The 16086-nt window shown below is 59.7% G+C and carries 20 protein-coding genes; 12 read left to right on the top strand and 8 right to left on the bottom strand.

Features of this window, described 5'->3' with window-relative positions:
• Positions 1–98: 98 nt before the first annotated feature.
• Positions 99–533 carry a DoxX family protein gene (locus ACOI8A_RS04865; protein WP_420646634.1) on the top strand — a complete coding sequence of 145 codons (435 nt, stop codon included), beginning with the start codon at positions 99–101 and terminating at the stop codon, positions 531–533.
• Between the two features lie 251 nt (positions 534–784).
• Positions 785–1093: a class I SAM-dependent methyltransferase gene (locus ACOI8A_RS04860; protein ID WP_420646635.1), complete on the top strand. Its 309-nt coding sequence runs from the start codon at positions 785–787 to the stop codon at positions 1091–1093.
• Positions 1094–1096: 3 nt separating this feature from the next.
• Here ACOI8A_RS04860 and greB read toward each other — a convergent pair whose 3' ends face one another.
• From greB to ACOI8A_RS04845, 3 genes are read right to left on the bottom strand one after another with little or no spacing between them, the layout of a single operon-like run.
• Positions 1097–1594, bottom strand: a complete 498-nt coding sequence (greB, locus tag ACOI8A_RS04855; RefSeq protein ID WP_420646636.1) for a transcription elongation factor GreB — start codon at positions 1592–1594, stop codon at positions 1097–1099.
• Between the two features lie 34 nt (positions 1595–1628).
• The gene (locus ACOI8A_RS04850; RefSeq protein WP_420651180.1) at positions 1629–4133 is read right to left on the bottom strand and encodes an ABC transporter permease; all 2505 of its coding nucleotides are present in this window, start codon (positions 4131–4133) and stop codon (positions 1629–1631) included.
• On the bottom strand, positions 4133–4816 hold the full coding sequence (locus ACOI8A_RS04845) for an ABC transporter ATP-binding protein (RefSeq protein WP_420646638.1): 684 nt from the start codon (positions 4814–4816) through the stop codon (positions 4133–4135). Before ACOI8A_RS04845 ends, ACOI8A_RS04850 begins: the two co-directional genes overlap by 1 nt.
• A gap of 10 nt (positions 4817–4826) precedes the next feature.
• Here ACOI8A_RS04845 and ACOI8A_RS04840 point away from each other — a divergent pair, with 10 nt between their 5' ends.
• From ACOI8A_RS04840 to ACOI8A_RS04830, 3 genes are all read left to right on the top strand, one after another.
• Positions 4827–5432: an arylesterase gene (locus ACOI8A_RS04840; protein ID WP_420646639.1), complete on the top strand. Its 606-nt coding sequence runs from the start codon at positions 4827–4829 to the stop codon at positions 5430–5432.
• Between the two features lie 57 nt (positions 5433–5489).
• Positions 5490–5783 (top strand): hypothetical protein, encoded by a 294-nt coding sequence (locus tag ACOI8A_RS04835; protein WP_420646640.1) that lies wholly within the window; start codon positions 5490–5492, stop codon positions 5781–5783.
• A 137-nt stretch (positions 5784–5920) separates the two neighbouring features.
• Positions 5921–6892, top strand: coding sequence for a L,D-transpeptidase family protein (locus ACOI8A_RS04830; protein ID WP_420646641.1), 972 nt, complete (start codon positions 5921–5923; stop codon positions 6890–6892).
• 125 nt (positions 6893–7017) lie between these two features.
• Here the strand turns inward: ACOI8A_RS04830 and oprI are convergent, their stop codons facing one another.
• Complete coding sequence (gene oprI, locus ACOI8A_RS04825; protein ID WP_003199355.1) at positions 7018–7269, bottom strand: outer membrane lipoprotei OprI; 252 nt, start codon at positions 7267–7269, stop codon at positions 7018–7020.
• A gap of 638 nt (positions 7270–7907) precedes the next feature.
• Here oprI and ACOI8A_RS04820 point away from each other — a divergent pair.
• Complete coding sequence (locus tag ACOI8A_RS04820) at positions 7908–8189, top strand: GNAT family N-acetyltransferase (protein WP_420646642.1); 282 nt, start codon at positions 7908–7910, stop codon at positions 8187–8189.
• A 69-nt stretch (positions 8190–8258) separates the two neighbouring features.
• On the opposite strand, the gene ACOI8A_RS04815 is transcribed toward ACOI8A_RS04820, so the two are convergent.
• Together ACOI8A_RS04815 and ACOI8A_RS04810 are read right to left on the bottom strand one after the other, a co-directional pair.
• On the bottom strand, positions 8259–9335 hold the full coding sequence (locus tag ACOI8A_RS04815; protein ID WP_420646643.1) for a 3-deoxy-7-phosphoheptulonate synthase: 1077 nt from the start codon (positions 9333–9335) through the stop codon (positions 8259–8261).
• A gap of 141 nt (positions 9336–9476) precedes the next feature.
• Positions 9477–9920 (bottom strand): PilZ domain-containing protein, encoded by a 444-nt coding sequence (locus ACOI8A_RS04810; RefSeq protein ID WP_420646644.1) that lies wholly within the window; start codon positions 9918–9920, stop codon positions 9477–9479.
• Between ACOI8A_RS04810 and ACOI8A_RS04805 the strand changes: the two genes are divergently transcribed.
• The 5 genes from ACOI8A_RS04805 (at position 9919) to cysB (ending at position 13877) form a co-directional block, all read left to right on the top strand.
• Positions 9919–10305, top strand: coding sequence for a thioredoxin family protein (locus tag ACOI8A_RS04805; RefSeq protein WP_420646645.1), 387 nt, complete (start codon positions 9919–9921; stop codon positions 10303–10305). The two genes, ACOI8A_RS04810 and ACOI8A_RS04805, sit on opposite strands and share 2 nt — an antisense overlap.
• On the top strand, positions 10302–11258 hold the full coding sequence (locus ACOI8A_RS04800; RefSeq protein ID WP_420646646.1) for a putative 2-dehydropantoate 2-reductase: 957 nt from the start codon (positions 10302–10304) through the stop codon (positions 11256–11258). The genes ACOI8A_RS04805 and ACOI8A_RS04800 overlap by 4 nt, the downstream gene beginning before the upstream one ends.
• A 23-nt stretch (positions 11259–11281) precedes the next feature.
• Positions 11282–12187 carry a 5'-nucleotidase gene (locus ACOI8A_RS04795; RefSeq protein WP_420646647.1) on the top strand — a complete coding sequence of 302 codons (906 nt, stop codon included), beginning with the start codon at positions 11282–11284 and terminating at the stop codon, positions 12185–12187.
• 99 nt (positions 12188–12286) lie between these two features.
• Positions 12287–12790 (top strand): universal stress protein, encoded by a 504-nt coding sequence (locus tag ACOI8A_RS04790; protein ID WP_420646648.1) that lies wholly within the window; start codon positions 12287–12289, stop codon positions 12788–12790.
• Between the two features lie 112 nt (positions 12791–12902).
• The gene (cysB, locus tag ACOI8A_RS04785; protein WP_093224933.1) at positions 12903–13877 is read left to right on the top strand and encodes an HTH-type transcriptional regulator CysB; all 975 of its coding nucleotides are present in this window, start codon (positions 12903–12905) and stop codon (positions 13875–13877) included.
• Positions 13878–13885: 8 nt separating this feature from the next.
• Here the strand turns inward: cysB and ACOI8A_RS04780 are convergent, their stop codons facing one another.
• A complete protein-coding gene (locus ACOI8A_RS04780) occupies positions 13886–14368 on the bottom strand; it encodes a GreA/GreB family elongation factor (RefSeq protein ID WP_420646649.1) in 483 nt (160 codons plus the stop codon).
• Positions 14369–14370: 2 nt separating this feature from the next.
• A complete protein-coding gene (locus ACOI8A_RS04775) occupies positions 14371–14784 on the bottom strand; it encodes a hypothetical protein (RefSeq protein ID WP_420646650.1) in 414 nt (137 codons plus the stop codon).
• Positions 14785–14908: 124 nt separating this feature from the next.
• Here ACOI8A_RS04775 and earP point away from each other — a divergent pair, with 124 nt between their 5' ends.
• Entirely contained in the window at positions 14909–16051 is a 1143-nt protein-coding gene (earP, locus tag ACOI8A_RS04770) for an elongation factor P maturation arginine rhamnosyltransferase EarP (protein WP_420646651.1), read from the top strand.
• The last annotated feature ends 35 nt before the right edge of the window (positions 16052–16086 follow it).

Here is a 16086-nt window from a genome sequence, read left to right as displayed (position 1 = left end):
TCGATTGTTATGGCGGAATATTTGCGCTTTTAACATGAAATTAACTGATTAATATAGCGGCCAACCAACAAGCACTTCTCACAACAAGGAAACGCAACATGAGCTCTCTGATCAACAAGGTACTGTTCACCCGCGCCGGTTACGGCCTGACCATTCTGCGTATTGCCGTCGGCGTGATCTTCGCCGCTCACGGTGCGCAGAAACTCTTCGGTCTGTTTGGTGGCTACGGCCTTGCTGGCACAGCGCAGTACATGGAAAGCCTCGGCCTGACCCCTGGCTACCTGATGGCCACACTGGCTGGCGGCACCGAATTCTTCGCCGGTCTGGCGCTGATCATCGGCCTGCTGGTTCGTCCGGCAGCACTTGGCCTGACGTTCCTGTCGCTGGTCGCCATCTTTACCGTGCACATCAGCAACGGCCTGTTCATGGCCAACAACGGTTATGAGTTCGCGCTGGCGCTGCTCGGTGGCAGCCTGGCAGTCATGATCGAAGGTGCAGGCAAGTTGTCGGTGGACCGCGCCATCGCCGGTTGACCGCTCTGGCTCAAGCCAAAGGCCCGCATTGTGCGGGCCTTTTTTGTTGCCGCTGATTCTTGACACTGGCCAGTCACGTTCTCTAGGATGCCGCTCATGCGCCGATTTAAACAGCTACTTGCGGGGCGCCAGGTGACTACACTTCAGTTGCCGTCAGAAGCCGGAACACTGGCTTCGAAATACCGCTAAAGCGCTGGTTCGGTGTTGCCTCTCACCTGCCATGCAGACTTTTGAGGCAGAGACACGACACGATGAATGCACTACGCCCTCCAGCACGTCCCGCGCCGATCACGGCACACGCCACTCAGCGCAATCCGAAAATCCTGCTTGGCGGTAAACACCAGCCGACCCTGTTGCGTTATCTCGATGGCTGGCCACGTCGCAGCGGCGGTCCTGCCGCATTCCTGATCCAGTTTGTCGAAGACGGCGAGTCGCTGGCACGGTTTGCCACAGACAGTTTTGATCTGGCGGTGATTCAGTCGCCGAGCACCGAAGATGCTCCTGAAATGATCAGGCAGCTGACGCGCGTCGCCCGCCAGGGCTTGATTACCCGGCGCTAAATGTCAGGGATATTCGATTGCGACGATGTAGACGAACTGCTCGCCAGTTGGCGTCTCGACCCGAACTTCGGCGTCGAGCGCCTTGCCGATCAAGGCGCGGGCCAGCGGTGAGTCGATGCTGATCAAGCCGAGTTTCAGATCCAGCTCATCCGGGCCGACAATGCGGTAGCGCGACTGCTTGCCGTCTTCATCTTCGATGGTCACCCATGCGCCGAAATACACCTTGTTCGGATCGCTGGGTTTTTCGCTGACCACCTTCAACGCTTCCAGACGTTTAGTCAGAAAGCGCACGCGACTGTCGATCTCGCGCAGCATCTTTTTGCCGTAGGTGTACTCGGCGTTTTCCGAGCGATCACCCTGAGCTGCCGCTTCGCTGACCGACTGCGTCACTTGCGGGCGGCGCACATGCCATAGCTCATGGAATTCGGCACGCATCCGCGCTTCACCTTCAGGGGTGATCAGCGCGGTGCCGGCGGTGCGGGGAGGGCGATAACGGCTCATGGCGATTTCTTGTGATAGAGACGGCGGGAGTCTATCAACCCTCGCGCAACACTGTCAGTGGACTTGCATTCAGTGCCCGGCGCGTGCCGAACACTCCGGCGCCACCGATCAGCGCCGCACCGATCAACGGCAGCACCAACAGCCACGGATGTGGATGCCACGGCAGGTCGAAGGCGTAGCGGTACAACACCAGACTCACCACTTCCGAACCGATGGCTGCGAGCAATCCGCTGACCGCGCCCAGCAGTCCGAACTCTATCCGTCGCGCCTTGACCAGCAACTTGCGCTCGGCACCCAGTGCACGCAACAGCGCACCTTGGCGAATGCGTTCATCCAGCGTTGCCTGCAAACCGGAGAACAGCACCGCCATGCCCGCCGCCAGAACAAACAACAACACATATTCCACCGCCAGCGTGACCTGGGCGAGGATGCTGCGCAGCTGTTCGAGCAAGGCTTCGACCTGCAGGATGGTCACGGCCGGGAACGCGCGCGACAGTTCGACGATCTGCTGATCGTGACCGGGTGCCAGATAGAAACTGGTCAGGTAGGTCGCCGGCAGATCCTTCAATGTGCCGGGCTGGAAGATCATGAAGAAGTTCGGCTGGAAGTTATCCCAGTTGATCTCCCTCAGGCTGGTGACCCTGGCTTCGCGATTGACCCCGCCGACGGTGAACACCATGTGGTCGCCAAGTTTGAGCTTGAGGCTTTCGGCGACCTTGCCTTCGACCGATACGCCGGGAACAGCGTCCGGCGCTTGCTCGGTCCACCAGGAACCGGCGGTGAGCTTGTTGCCGTTCGGCAAATCGGCGGCCCAAGTCAGGCTCAGGTCACGTTGAATCGCGCGGTCACCGGCCGAGTCCTTGCTGACCAGTTGCTGCACCGGTTCGCCATTGATGCTGATCAGGCGTCCCGGCACCACCGGATACAGCGGCGCCGCTTGCGCGGAGACTTTGATCAGATGATCAGTGAACGGCTGTTTGTCTGCCGGCAGAATGTTCAAAGCAAAATAGTTCGGCGCGTTTTTCGGCAACTGGTTCTGCCAAGTGTCGAGCAGTTCACCGCGCAATAAAGCGATCAGCGCCATGGACAGCAGGATCAGCCCGAATGCCAGCGCCTGACCCGCCGCTGCCAGTGGATGGCGCAGCAATTGCCCCAGACCCAGACGCCAAGGCAATGGCGCGCGAGCCAGCAGGCGGCGCAGGCTGTTGAGCAGCAACAGCAGCAGGCCGCCCAAAACCACAGCGGCAACCACGCCACCGCCGAGCAGGGCGAAAGTCAGCAACAGATCCAGGCTCAAGCGCCACATGATCAGGCCCAGCGCGCCCAGTGCCGCGCCGTAAACCATCCAGGTGCTCGACGGAATCGGCAGCATGTCGCGACGCAGCACGCGCAACGGTGGCACGCGACCCAACGCCGCTAACGGTGGCAAGGCGAAACCGGCCAGCGCCACCAGCCCCGTGCCGATCCCGGCTACCGCGGGCAGCAAACCTCCAGGAGGCACCGCAGTCGGCAGCAGGTCATGCAGCAGTGCGAATAAACCCAGCTGCGCCAGCCAGCCGAGTAAAGCGCCGCTCACACTGGCGAACAATCCCAGCACCGTCAGTTGCAAACTGAACAAGACCATGGTCTCGCGGCGCGACAAACCGAGGCAGCGCAAGAGGGCGCTTGCATCGAAGCGACGGCTGGCGAACCGGTTCGCCGACAGTGCCACTGCGACACCGGCCAACAGCACCGCGACCAGACTCGCCATATTCAGATAACGCTCAGCCTTGCCCAATGCGCCGCCAATCTGCTGGTTGCCATCACGGGCATCCTGAATTCGCTGATTCGCCGCCAAGCCCGGTTTGATCAATTGACGATAGGTTTCCAGCGCCTGCGGCTCACCCCGCCACAGTTCACGGAAGCTCACCCGGCTGCCGGGTTGCACCACGCCAGTGGCTGCAAGGTCGTCGAGGTTGATCAGCACCCGCGGGGTCAGGCTGTAGAAATTGCCTGCGCGATCCGGTTCGTAAGTCAGCACCCGCGTCAGTTTCAGCGTCTTTGAGCCGACGTCGATGCTGTCGCCGATCTTCAGATCCAGTGCGACCAGCAGGCGCGATTCCACCCAGGCTTCACCGGGTTGCGGTTCCCCGCCAGATTCTTCGGCAGCGAATGGCGCCGGGGCGCTCTTCAGTTCTCCGCGCAGAGGATAGGCGCGGTCCACTGCTTTGATGCTCGACAGTTGAATGCCGTTGTCGGTGGCGACCACGCTGGAGAATTCGACGATCTGCGCGTGATCCAGACGCAGCTCGGTGCCGCTTTTTATCTGTTCTTCGCGGGCCGGTGAGCTGCCTTCGAGCACCAGATCGGCACCGAGAAATTCGGTGGCGCGCAAGGTCATCGCGCCGTTGAGGCGAGCACCGAAGTAACCGATGGCGGTACTCGCCGCCACAGCCACCAACAGGGCGAAGAACAACACGCGCAATTCGCCGGCGCGGGCATCGCGCATCAGTTGGCGCAGGGCGAGACTGAACAGACGCAACAGCGGCAGACGTGCCATCAAGGCTCCAGAGGGGCGACCAACAGGCCGGCTTCAAGACGGATCAGGCGCCGGCAGCGATGTGCCAGGCGTTCGTCGTGGGTCACCAGCACCAGGGTGGTGCCGCGTTCCTTGTTCAATTCGAACAGCAAGTCGCTGATGCGCTCGCCGGTGTGGCTGTCGAGGTTGCCGGTGGGTTCGTCGGCGAACAGCACGTCCGGCTCGGCAGCAAACGCCCGGGCAATCGCCACGCGCTGCTGTTCACCGCCGGAGAGCTGGCGCGGCGAGTGCGTCAGGCGTTGGCCGAGGCCGACACGCTCGAGCAACTGGGTGGCGCGTTGGCGCGCGTCTTTGCGGCCGTCGAGCTCCAGCGGCAGCATGACGTTTTCCAGCGCATTGAGGCTGTCGAGCAACTGAAACGATTGAAAGACGAAACCGACGTGCTCGGCACGGATACGTGCGCGCTGATCTTCGTCGAGACCGCTCAGGCCCTGGCCAGCGAGCGTGACTTCGCCGCTGCTCGGCAGATCGAGGCCAGCGAGCAAACCGAGCAGGGTGGATTTGCCGGAACCGGACGCGCCAACGATGGCCAGGCTGTCGCCCTTGTTCAATTCCAGGCTGAGTTCGTGCAGGATGGTCAGTTCACCTTCCGCGCTGGGAACCACTTTGCTAAGGTTCTTCGCGGTGAGAATACTTGCGCCCATGGAGAATCCGATGCGTGTGTGGTTTTTGAGTGCTGGCCTGGCCTTGATGTGCATGGCCCAGAACGCAGCGGCGGGTACTGTCCTGATCGTTGGCGATAGTATCAGCGCCGGTTTCGGACTGGATACCCGCTTGGGGTGGGTATCGCTGCTTGAGCAACGGCTCAAGGCCGAAGGTTTCGACGACAAAGTGGTCAATGCGTCCATCAGCGGTGACACCAGTGCCGGAGGCCAGGCGCGCCTGCCCGCGCTGCTTGCAGAGCATAAACCCGAGCTGGTAATCCTCGAACTGGGCGGCAACGATGGCCTGCGCGGAATGCCCCCGGCGCAATTGCAACAAAATCTTGCTTCGATGATCGACAGCTCCCGCAAGCAAGGCGCCAAGGTGTTATTGCTCGGCATGCAACTGCCGCCCAATTATGGCAAGCGCTACACCGATGCTTTCGCACAGGTCTATGGCCAGCTCGCCGAGGATAAAAAGATCCCGCTGGTGCCGTTTTTCCTTGAAGGCGTCGGTGGCCATCCGGATCTGATGCAGGCCGATGGTCTGCACCCGGCGGTCGGGGCGCAGGGCAAGTTGCTGGAAAATGTCTGGCCGACGCTAAAACCGCTGCTTTGAGGCTTTTCTAGCGGCAGGCTTTCGGCTAATGTGGCGCCCCCCTGATCGGAGGCCCCGATGTCGCGTTCTGCCTGGTCCCTTTTTGCCTATCAACTGATCGAGCCTGACGAGCAGCTGGATCTGTTCGCCTGCCAGGAAGTGCGGGTGCATCTGGTAACCCGTCAACTGGAGCTCGGCGGCTCGGCCGATCGCACTCTGTGCGGCAGTCTGCTGCCGGCGCAACCGCGTTTGTCGAGCGTGGATCGCCGGGTGTTTCAGGATCAGCGCCTGTGTTCGCTGTGCCGGGCGATTCTCGAATCGCAGAAGCGCGGGACTTCGCCGATCTGGCCTGAGTTGCGTTTCGAGCTGTAGTTGGGGTGAAGAGGGCCGCTGCGCTTCCCATCGGGGGCAAGCCCCCTCGCCACAGGTCTTGTGGCTGCCCGAATATCCGAAGTGCGGTGTACAATTGCGCTCTTATACCCTTGTTGATCATGCGAAGGATGTCCCGGATGTTGCCGCGTTTGCCTGCCGTCACCCGCTGCCTGTCTCTTGCCGCCCTGTGTGTGGCCGGTCCCGTTGCTGCATTGGAGTTGCCCCTGCCACCGCCCGGTGAAGACATCATCGGCCAGGTGCAGGTGATCAAGGCCAAGTACGAAGATACCTTCGCCGACCTTGGCACCACCTACGATCTGGGCTATTCGGAAATGGTCGCGGCCAACCCGGGCGTCGATGCCTGGTTGCCGGGCGCCGGTACCGAGATCGTGTTGCCGACGCGTTTCATTTTGCCGCCCGGCCCGCGTGAAGGCATCGTGATCAACCTTGCCGAATACCGCCTCTACTATTTCCCGAAAGGCCGGAACGTGGTTTACACCTTCCCGCTGGGTATCGGTCGCGAGGGCTGGGGCTCGCCAATCGCCCACACCACCATCACCGCAAAAACGCCGAATCCGACCTGGACTCCGCCAGCCTCGATCAAGGCTGAACATGCCGCCGACGGCGATCCGCTGCCGAACGTTGTGCCGGCCGGTCCGGATAACCCGCTGGGTCCGTTCAAGTTCACCCTGGGCACGCCGGGCTACTTGATCCACGGCTCGAACAAGAAGTTCGGCATCGGCATGCGCACCAGCCACGGTTGCTTCCGCATGTTCAACAACAACGTGCTGGAAATGGCCGGCATGGTTCCGGTGGGCACCTCGGTACGGATCATCAACGATGCGTACAAGTTTGGTCGCAGTGGCGGCAAGGTCTATCTGGAAGCGCACACGCCGATCGACGACAAGGGCAACCCGTCGGTGGTCGACAAGCACACCGCTGTGATCAACGCGATGCTCAAGCGTGAAGACATCACCAACAACCTGCGCATGGACTGGAATGTGGTGCGTGACGTGGTCGCGGCCGAAGATGGTCTGCCAACTGAAATTGGCACGCCAGGCACGGCGGCACCGATGGTTTCCAGCGCCCCGCTCGATCTGCAGCAGTAAGCGCAGACAAAAAACCCGCCGATGCGTGATGCGTCGGCGGGTTTTTTATTGCATGAAGAAAATTTCAGGCAAAAAAAAGCCGACCCAAAAAAACGGGTCGGCTTGATAACAATCCCGAAGGACTATTACTTGCGGCTAGCTTTGTCCAGCATGCGCAGAGCACGCTCGTTAGCTTCGTCAGCAGTCTGTTGTGCTTTTTGAGCAGCAGCCAGAGCTTCATCAGCTTTACGGTAAGCTTCGTCTGCACGAGCCTGGGAGCGAGCAGCTGCGTCTTCAGTAGCGGTCAGACGTGCTTCAGTTTCTTTCGATGCGCTGCTGCAACCGGTAGCCAGAACTGCGGCTAATGCCAGAGCAGAGAATTTCAGAACGTTGTTCATCGTGTTCCCCTTCAAGGACTTTCAATTAAGTGGCTGTCTCCTCCGATTGAGGAAATAGCCGGCGTACATACTACCCATTACTTGTAGTAAGTAAACTGACGTATGGCAAGAAGCAAAAAAATTGTAGGCGTTGATTCTTTTTCGAGCAACTTTTAACTGCATTGTTTAAAAAATAAACAGCTGCAAGCCCCGAGCTGAGCGAGTCAAGGCAAAAAAGTTCCCGCTGTCGCAGACTGCTTTAGCCAGTCTTGGCTAAAGTCTGTCTACATGGATTCGTCCATACTTTTGTTGTGAAATTGCGGGCTGCCTCGCACATCTTTGTCCATGTTGAGGTGACTTTAAAACAGGTCGCACGTCTTAAGTCTCAACATCCGGCAATGTTCAGGCTTTGGCTTCGGGAGGATATTTCCCCCCGGCCGCACCTGCGTCCACCGGAGCAGCCCGTCGCGGGCGAGCACGATGACGAGTGCACCTTGAGCAATTATGCCAATGGTGCCTACTATTTATAACGTGCTCGGGTTCGCGAGATCGGTGTGGCTCTTCTCGGTGACCAGCAGGCACGGGGTGGCGTAGATGTTCCTTCGCCGGGAAAACATCGGTAAGGTAGGGGTCGAATCCAAGACCCGCGAGGAGTAGTGATGAGCGAGGCGTTGTCCATCCACCATGACCAGGCTGGTCATCAGTTCGAGACCAATGTGGACGGTCATCGTGCCTATCTGACCTATATGGATCTGGGGAAACAGACCCTGGATATCTATCGCACCTTCGTGCCTAACGCCCTGCGTGGCCGAGGCATTGCAGCGGCCCTGACCGAACAGGCGCTGCAATATGCCGACGAAATGGGCTACACCGTTATTCCGTCGTGCTCCTACGTCGAGCGCTACATGGAGCGTCACCAGCGCCGCGCTGCCAAGATCTGACGCAGACAAAACGAACACACAAAAACGCCGGGCAATGCCCGGCGTTTTTTTATGCGTGCGAAACGCTGATCAGCTGCGCTGACGCTTCGGCAGCACATCCTTGAGCTTGGCGTGCATGCTGCGCAAGGTGGTTTCAGTGGCGGACCAGTCGATGCAGGCATCGGTGATCGACACGCCGTATTGCAGATCGGCGAGGTCTTTCGGGATCGCCTGGCAGCCCCAGTTCAGGTGACTTTCGACCATCAGGCCGATGATCGACTGGTTGCCTTCGAGGATCTGGTTGGCAACGTTCTCCATCACCAGCGGTTGCAGCGCCGGGTCCTTGTTGGAGTTGGCGTGGCTGCAATCGACCATGATGTTCGGCTTGATCTTCGCCTTGTTCAGCGCCTGTTCGCACAGGGCGACGCTGACCGAATCGTAGTTCGGCTTGCCGTTGCCACCGCGCAGCACTACGTGACCGTAGGCGTTGCCCTTGGTGGTGACGATCGACACGCCACCTTCCTGGTTGATGCCGAGGAAACGGTGCGGGCTGGACACCGACTGCAAGGCGTTGATCGCCACGGTCAGGCCGCCGTCAGTGCCGTTCTTGAAGCCGACTGCCGAGGACAGGCCGGAAGCCATTTCGCGGTGAGTCTGGGATTCGGTGGTGCGCGCTCCGATGGCCGACCAGCTGATCAGATCCTGCAAGTATTGCGGGGAGATCGGGTCGAGCGCTTCGGTGGCGGTCGGCAGGCCTTTCTCGGCCAGATCCAGCAACAGTTGGCGACCGATGTGCAGACCGTCCTGAATCTTGAACGAGTCATCCAGGTACGGATCGTTGATCAGACCTTTCCAGCCGACGGTGGTACGCGGCTTCTCGAAGTACACGCGCATCACCAGATACAAGGTGTCGGAGACTTCCGCCGCCAGCACTTTGAGGCGCTCGGCGTATTCGTGGGCAGCCTTGATGTCGTGGATCGAGCATGGGCCAATCACCACGAACAGACGGTGGTCGGTGCCATCGAGAATGTTGCGGATGACTTCGCGGCCCTTGGTCACGGTGCGCAAGGCAGCGTCGCTCAGAGGGATATCGCGCTTGAGCTGATCGGGAGTGATCAGCGTCTCGTTGGAAGCGACGTTTAGGTCGTTGATCGGTAAATCAGCCATCGTTTACTCGTCAGGTCACGGGTGCCGGCCGCCAGCGATCCCCGCGCGGCGGAGCACAGCGAATTTAAGCGCGTCGGGGGAGCAGAACCTTAGCGCGTTAGACGCCCGCTCGACAATGGGCAAACCGCGCTTTGCAGCCAGTTAATCCGGCGTTTGCTCGGCAAAAGCCTTGCGCACGTTGTCGTGGGAGAACTCATCGGCGTGCTGCTCGACCCATTGCAGCGCCCGCGCCTGAATATCCTGCAAGTCTTCGTGGGCTTCGTTGATGCGGCAAAAACGCTCGATCTGACACACCTGTTCACCCATTCGCGCGCTGAACAGCGTCTGTTCATCAGTGAAGGCAATCCCCAGCAGATAGCCCTTTTTACGGCGCAGGCACCACGCGACATAGCCCGGACAGGCGAAGTCGGCATTCAGCGTCGGCATGCGCACTTGCAGCGCCGTGCCATGGCGCCAGGCGCGGTGGTAATTGCAAGCAATGCCGCCGAGGCTGATAGTGTGCAGCCGTTGTCGCGAAATACACTCAGGTGTGAGCAAAGTCAGTTCGACTGGCACATCTTCCGGATGAGGAATGAAACGTCCCATGAGCACAGACTCCATGTGTCGGCCATTTGACATTGTTTCCCCCAGTATAGTGGTCGAATTGCACCTGACCGATTTCGACGCCGACCAACGGCTGCTGGCGATGGATGGCGTTTCGCTGGTGATTTTCATCAGTGTTGGCTGCGCCAGTTGCCGCTTTGCCCGCGAAGTTTTGCCGGGGCTCGAACTGGCCGTCGATCGCCTGTGCTGGATCGATGCCGGTGACAACGGTGGGCTGGTCGAGCGTTATCAGGTGTTTCATTTGCCGGCGCTGTTTGTGGTGCGCGACGGCGAATTCTTTGGGGCGTTGCACACGCGTCTGAGCGCCGACGAGCTGAACATAGCCGTGGCCCAGGCGCTGGGTCGAACTGCAGAGGAGTTGCCATGATGGGGGAAGTCAATAAACCGGTGGTCGGGATCATCGGCACCGGGGCAATCGGTGGTTTCTACGGCGTGATGCTGGCGCGCGCCGGTTTCGATGTGCACTTTCTGTTGCGCAGCGAATTTGCCGCCGTGGCCGAGCGCGGCTTGCAGGTGGATAGCGCGGTGCACGGTTTGCTCACGTTGAATCCTGCGCAGGCCTATTCCAAGGCCGAAGACATGCCAGCCTGCGACTGGCTGCTGGTGGGCGCCAAGACCCATAGCAATGCCGATCTGGCGCCTGCAATCATTCATGCGGCCAAGCCCGACGCGAAAGTGCTGTTGCTGCAAAACGGTCTGGATGTTGAAGACAGTCTGCGTGAGTTGTTGCCCGACTCCCTGCATCTGCTCGGCGGCTTGTGCCTGATTTGCGTACACCGCGAAGGTCCGGGTTTGATCACTCATCAAGCTTTGGGCTCGGTGAATGTCGGCTACCACAGCGGCCCGGAGCTGGATGACGCAGCACGCATGGCAATCGTCGAGGAGGGCGCCGGACTGTTCCGCAGTGCTGGCATCGACTCGCAGGCCATGGCCAATCTGCATCAGGCGCGCTGGCAGAAACTGGTGTGGAACATCCCTTACAACGGTCTTTCGGTGCTGCTCGGCGCGAGCACTACGCCGCTGATGGCCGATGCCGACAGCCGCGCGCTGATCAAGGATCTGATGGCCGAAGTAGTGCAAGGCGCCAAGGCCTGTGGTCACGACATCCCGGCGGGTTACGCTGATTTTCTATTCGGCATGACCGAGAATTTGCCCGACTACTGGCCGAGCATGCATCACGATTTTTTGCACAAACGTCCGCTGGAACTGGCAGCCATTTACGCTCGGCCACTGGCAGCGGCGAAGGCGGCCGGTTGTGAGTTGCCGGGGATTGAAGCGCTGTATCGCAGTTTGAGTTTTATCGACCGGCGCAACGTTTAAGCCGGTCGCTTTGGGGGAAATGCATGGCCAAGAATATCGATGACAAACTGGTGCTGGCGATTTCCTCGCGGGCGCTGTTCGACCTGAGCGAGAGCCACAAGATTTATCTGGCGAGCGGCGTCGAGGCCTATCGGCAATATCAGATCGAGCACGAGGACGAAATTCTCGCGCCGGGTGATGCGTTCCCGCTGGTGGAAAAACTGCTGAACCTCAACAGTCGTCTCGGTCGCGCGCGGGTCGAGGTGATTCTGGTATCGCGCAACAGCGCCGATACCGGGTTGCGCGTATTCAACTCGATCACTCATTACGGCCTGGCGATTTCCCGCGCGGCGTTCGTTGGCGGGCGCAGTCCTTATCCGTATCTGAAGGCGTTCGGCTGCGATCTGTTTCTCTCCACGCACGCCGAAGATGTGCGCGCCGCGCTTGACGCTGGTTTCGCCGCGGCGACGATCTTGTCCGGTGGCGCCAGTCGTGCGGCGAGTGACGAATTGCGCATCGCTTTCGACGGCGATGCGGTGCTGTTTTCCGATGAGTCGGAGCGGGTCTATCAGTCCGGCGGACTCGAAGCGTTTCAGGCCAAAGAGCGCGAATCGGCGCGCGAGCCATTGCGCGGTGGCCCGTTCAAAGGCTTTCTGGCGGCGCTCAATCTGTTGCAGCGCGAGTTTCCGGATGAGGACTGCCCGATCCGCACAGCGCTGGTTACCGCACGTTCGGCACCTGCGCATGAGCGGGTAATTCGCACTTTGCGCGAATGGGATATTCGTCTGGATGAGTCACTGTTTCTTGGCGGACTGACCAAATCGGCATTTCTCGAAGCGTTCGCCGCTGACGTGTTTTTCGACGATCAGGCCGGTCACTGTGAGCTTGCGCGCGAAGTGGTCGCCACCGGCCACGTGCCTCACGGCATCAGCAACGAACCCGCGACCTAAAGCCCACATTGTTCAAGACGTTGCGTCACACGTCGTACTCGCCAAGGCACTGCTAAGCTGAATCAAATCTCCGCCAATCTTGGCTTGCGAGGAGGTCATATGATTCGTTCGATGCTGTATGCCACTGACCTCGGTCTGTACGCACCGTTAGTGATGCAGCATGCCTTGGCGATGGCGCGAACGTTCAATGCCGACTTGTATGTGGTGCACGCGGTCGAGCCGATGGGCTTGTTCGCCGAGTCGGTGTTGCAGAGCTATCTCGACGAGCAGGCGTTGAACGAATTTCACAGCCAGGGTCTGAAAACTGTGATCGCCAATATCGAGCAGCGGGTGCTCGACAGCTTTCGTGAAGAGCTGGGGGACGAGGGCGAGCAAGACCTGCTGCGGATTCGCGCGGTACGCGTGCTGCAAGGCGATCCGGCGCAGGTGATTCTTGATCAGGCGCAGAAACTCTCTGTCGATTTGCTGATCGTAGGCAGTCATAGCCACGGAGTCGGTGCGCAGACACCACTGGGGCGTACGGCAGCGCGGGTGCTGCAAATGGCCCCGGTGCCGGTTTACATGGTTCCGTTGGTGGAGCGTCGGCGCCGGGAGGATCGCTAAAGCAGAATAATGGTGCTTTGATAAAAAAGTTCTAGATTTATTCTTCAAACCATTAATATAGTTATATACCGTCGCTGATGCCCGTGGCGTCTACCTGCTTTGAGGGACACATATGAAGCTTCAACAACTGCGCTACATCTGGGAAGTGGCGCACCACGACCTCAACGTTTCCGCTACAGCCCAAAGCCTCTATACCTCTCAACCGGGCATCAGTAAGCAAATCCGCCTTCTCGAAGACGAACTCGGCGTCGAAGTATTTGCCCGCAGCGGCAAGCACCTGACCCGCGTTACGCCGGCCGGCGAGCGCATCATCACCACCGCCGGTGAGATTCTGCGCAAAGTCGAAAGCATCAAGCAGATCGCCCAGGAATTCTCCAACGAGAAGAAAGGCACGCTGTCGATCGCCACTACCCACACCCAGGCGCGTTACGCGTTGCCACCGGTCATCAGCAACTTCATCAAGCAATACCCGGACGTGGCGCTGCACATGCACCAGGGTTCGCCGATGCAGATCGCCGAAATGGCCGCTGACGGCACCGTCGATTTCGCCATCGCCACTGAAGCGCTGGAGCTGTTCGGCGATCTGGTGATGATGCCGTGCTACCGCTGGAACCGTTGCGTGGTCGTGCCGCAGGGCCACCCGCTGACCAAACTGCCGAAGCTGACGCTCGAAGCATTGGCCGAATACCCGATCGTGACGTACGTGTTCGGTTTCACCGGCCGTTCGAAACTCGACGAAGCGTTCAGCCATCGCGGCCTGACGCCGAAAGTAGTGTTCACCGCGGCCGACGCCGACGTGATCAAAACCTACGTGCGTCTGGGGCTGGGTGTTGGCATCGTGGCGAAAATGGCCGTCGATACCAAACTTGATAATGACCTGGTGGTGCTCGATGCCAGCGAATTGTTCGAGTCCAGCGTGACCAAGATCGGGTTCCGTCGCGGGACTTTCCTGCGTGGCTTTATGTGCGACTTCATCGAGAAATTCGCGCCGCACCTGACCCGTGAAGTCATGGCCAAAGCCATTGCCTGCCACAACAAGCAGGAACTGGAAGAGCTGTTCGACGGCGTCGAACTGCCGGTCCACTAAGCAACTTTCTACAGCACCTCGGTGACAGCAAACTGTTGCCGAGTGCCCGCCACCAGAATCTCCACCTCATCACCCTCGAACTTGCCCAGCAGGCTTTTGCCCAGCGGCGAGCGCGGGGTGATGACGGTAATCGGCTGACCGACCATGTCGATCTTCAGGCCCGCCGCATCCGGCGCCAGAAACAGCCATTGCTCGCGACCCTTTTCGTCTTCCAGCCCCAGCAGGGCGCCGATTTCGATTCCGCGCTGCTCGTCATACGCGCGCAGAACCATGTTCTGGCACAGCACCAGTGACTGACGAATTTCCTCAACCCGTTTCGCCTGACCGGCCGCCAGATAAGACGCCTCCAGGCCCAAAGTGTCGTACTTGTTTTCGGCGATGTTCTCTTCGTGGGTCGCGGTTTCGTAAGCGGTCTGCGCGGCGCGCTCGGCGATGTCCAGGTCAAGCCGCAGTTTGTCGAGAATCAATTGGTGCACGGTTTGCTTGTTCATGATCAATCGCAAAATTGCAGGACGTTGGCGCGGCTTTTTTCGCTCGGGGCATTCTTGTCCTGTTGCAGCCAGAACTGACATTTCGGATTCGCCTGATTACGGCTGCTGGCGCGCGCTGCATCCAGACGTTGCGCCTGTTCGTTCTTGCGCAGGTTTTCTTCGTACTGCTCGAACATACGGTTTTGCGGCTCCGGTTGCGGCGCGGCTTCCGGCTGCACCACCACCGGCGGTTTGCTCAACTGCTGCACGGCTTCGGCGACTGGCGCGAGTTGCTTACTGAACAGCATCGAGGCCAGCCAGCAGGTCAGCGCAATGGCCAGAAAACCCAGCCACAGTCCCAAGGCAATGCTGCCGGTCAATTGCAGCGCGCTAAGCTGAACAGGCAAGGGGCGACGCGGGTTGGGACGGTAGGGCATGACTGCCTCCTGGCGGATGAATGCGGGCAAGTGGCGATTGTCGCAGAAAGATTAATCGCCGTCGGCTCTTCTGCACCGACAGATTTATGCGGACAATCAGCGCTTTTGCCAACGGGAGTCAGGAATGCCGCAAGTGAACACCCGCTGGGACATCTTTTGCACGGTGGTCGACAACTTCGGTGACATCGGCGTGACCTGGCGACTGGCCCGGCAACTGGTGGCCGAGCATGCAGTCAACGTGCGGTTGTGGGTCGATGACTTGCGCGCGTTCGAGAAGATCTGCCCGCAGATCGACGCCAGCCTTCAACAGCAAACCCAACAAGGCGTGGAGGTTCGCCACTGGCCGAGCGAATGGTCGCAGACAGATTCTGCCGACGTAGTGATCGCCGCGTTCGCCTGCCAATTGCCCGGCGCATATATGGACGCCATGGCCGCGCGGGACAAGCCACCGTTATGGCTCAATCTCGATTACCTCAGCGCCGAAGACTGGGTAGTCGGTTGCCATGGCCTGCCGTCGGTGAAGTACAAGTCGGTGCAGAAGATTTTCTTCTTTCCGGGCTTTCATCCAGACACGGGCGGGTTGTTGCGTGAGCACGGATTGCTGGAACGGCGTCAGGCATTTCAGCAGGATCCAGAAGCGCAGCGACAATTCCTGCAAGAGCTGGGGATCGACCCTGCCCCCGGATCACAGCTGATTTCGCTGTTTGCCTACGAAAACGCCGGGCTGGCCAGTTGGCTGGATGTGCTGGCCGCCGATGCCATGCCAACGCATTTGCTGGTGCCGGAAGGGCGGGTTCTCGGCGATGTAGCGCGCTGGCTCGGCGCGGATTCGCTGGCGGCGGGTGCATTGCACGTGCGTCAGTCTCTTACCGTGCAGGTGCTGCCATTCGTGCGTCAGGATCAATACGATCAATTGCTCTGGTGCTGCGATTTCAACGCGGTGCGCGGCGAAGATTCGTTCGTGCGCGCGCAATGGGCCGCACGACCGATGCTCTGGCACATCTATCAGCAAGACGAAGACATCCATCTGGACAAGCTCGACGCCTTCCTGAATATCTATACGAAAGGTCTCTCCCCGGCTGCGGCCGAGGCGATCAACGGTCTGTGGCACGCCTGGAACGCCGGCCAACCGATCGGCGCGCACTGGCTCGCGGCCCGCGAACATTGGCCCGAGCTGCAAAAGCATGCCGAACAATGGTGTCTGGAACAGGCCTTGCAGGCTGATCTTGCCGCAGCGCTGGTAAGCTTTTACCTAAATTGGATATGATACGCGGCCTAGATTTTTGTAAATCCCATCCAAAT

This window comes from Pseudomonas sp. P4795, assembly GCF_048822895.1.
In the GTDB taxonomy this organism is placed as follows: domain Bacteria; phylum Pseudomonadota; class Gammaproteobacteria; order Pseudomonadales; family Pseudomonadaceae; genus Aquipseudomonas.
The sequence above is the reverse complement of the archived record's forward strand: the minus strand, read 5'-3'. Positions and strand labels throughout refer to the sequence as shown.

What these genes read in the sequence shown, in the direction of transcription:
- ACOI8A_RS04865 (WP_420646634.1), top strand. Translation starts at nt 99, where the DNA reads ATGAGCTCTCTGATCAACAAGGTACTGTTCACCCGCGCCGGTTACGGC.
- ACOI8A_RS04860 (WP_420646635.1), top strand. Translation starts at nt 785, where the DNA reads ATGAATGCACTACGCCCTCCAGCACGTCCCGCGCCGATCACGGCACAC.
- greB (WP_420646636.1), bottom strand. Translation starts at nt 1,594, where the DNA reads ATGAGCCGTTATCGCCCTCCCCGCACCGCCGGCACCGCGCTGATCACC.
- ACOI8A_RS04850 (WP_420651180.1), bottom strand. Translation starts at nt 4,133, where the DNA reads ATGGCACGTCTGCCGCTGTTGCGTCTGTTCAGTCTCGCCCTGCGCCAA.
- ACOI8A_RS04845 (WP_420646638.1), bottom strand. Translation starts at nt 4,816, where the DNA reads ATGGGCGCAAGTATTCTCACCGCGAAGAACCTTAGCAAAGTGGTTCCC.
- ACOI8A_RS04840 (WP_420646639.1), top strand. Translation starts at nt 4,827, where the DNA reads ATGCGTGTGTGGTTTTTGAGTGCTGGCCTGGCCTTGATGTGCATGGCC.
- ACOI8A_RS04835 (WP_420646640.1), top strand. Translation starts at nt 5,490, where the DNA reads ATGTCGCGTTCTGCCTGGTCCCTTTTTGCCTATCAACTGATCGAGCCT.
- ACOI8A_RS04830 (WP_420646641.1), top strand. Translation starts at nt 5,921, where the DNA reads ATGTTGCCGCGTTTGCCTGCCGTCACCCGCTGCCTGTCTCTTGCCGCC.
- oprI (WP_003199355.1), bottom strand. Translation starts at nt 7,269, where the DNA reads ATGAACAACGTTCTGAAATTCTCTGCTCTGGCATTAGCCGCAGTTCTG.
- ACOI8A_RS04820 (WP_420646642.1), top strand. Translation starts at nt 7,908, where the DNA reads ATGAGCGAGGCGTTGTCCATCCACCATGACCAGGCTGGTCATCAGTTC.
- ACOI8A_RS04815 (WP_420646643.1), bottom strand. Translation starts at nt 9,335, where the DNA reads ATGGCTGATTTACCGATCAACGACCTAAACGTCGCTTCCAACGAGACG.
- ACOI8A_RS04805 (WP_420646645.1), top strand. Translation starts at nt 9,919, where the DNA reads ATGAGCACAGACTCCATGTGTCGGCCATTTGACATTGTTTCCCCCAGT.
- ACOI8A_RS04810 (WP_420646644.1), bottom strand. Translation starts at nt 9,920, where the DNA reads ATGGGACGTTTCATTCCTCATCCGGAAGATGTGCCAGTCGAACTGACT.
- ACOI8A_RS04800 (WP_420646646.1), top strand. Translation starts at nt 10,302, where the DNA reads ATGATGGGGGAAGTCAATAAACCGGTGGTCGGGATCATCGGCACCGGG.
- ACOI8A_RS04795 (WP_420646647.1), top strand. Translation starts at nt 11,282, where the DNA reads ATGGCCAAGAATATCGATGACAAACTGGTGCTGGCGATTTCCTCGCGG.
- ACOI8A_RS04790 (WP_420646648.1), top strand. Translation starts at nt 12,287, where the DNA reads ATGATTCGTTCGATGCTGTATGCCACTGACCTCGGTCTGTACGCACCG.
- cysB (WP_093224933.1), top strand. Translation starts at nt 12,903, where the DNA reads ATGAAGCTTCAACAACTGCGCTACATCTGGGAAGTGGCGCACCACGAC.
- ACOI8A_RS04780 (WP_420646649.1), bottom strand. Translation starts at nt 14,368, where the DNA reads ATGAACAAGCAAACCGTGCACCAATTGATTCTCGACAAACTGCGGCTT.
- ACOI8A_RS04775 (WP_420646650.1), bottom strand. Translation starts at nt 14,784, where the DNA reads ATGCCCTACCGTCCCAACCCGCGTCGCCCCTTGCCTGTTCAGCTTAGC.
- earP (WP_420646651.1), top strand. Translation starts at nt 14,909, where the DNA reads ATGCCGCAAGTGAACACCCGCTGGGACATCTTTTGCACGGTGGTCGAC.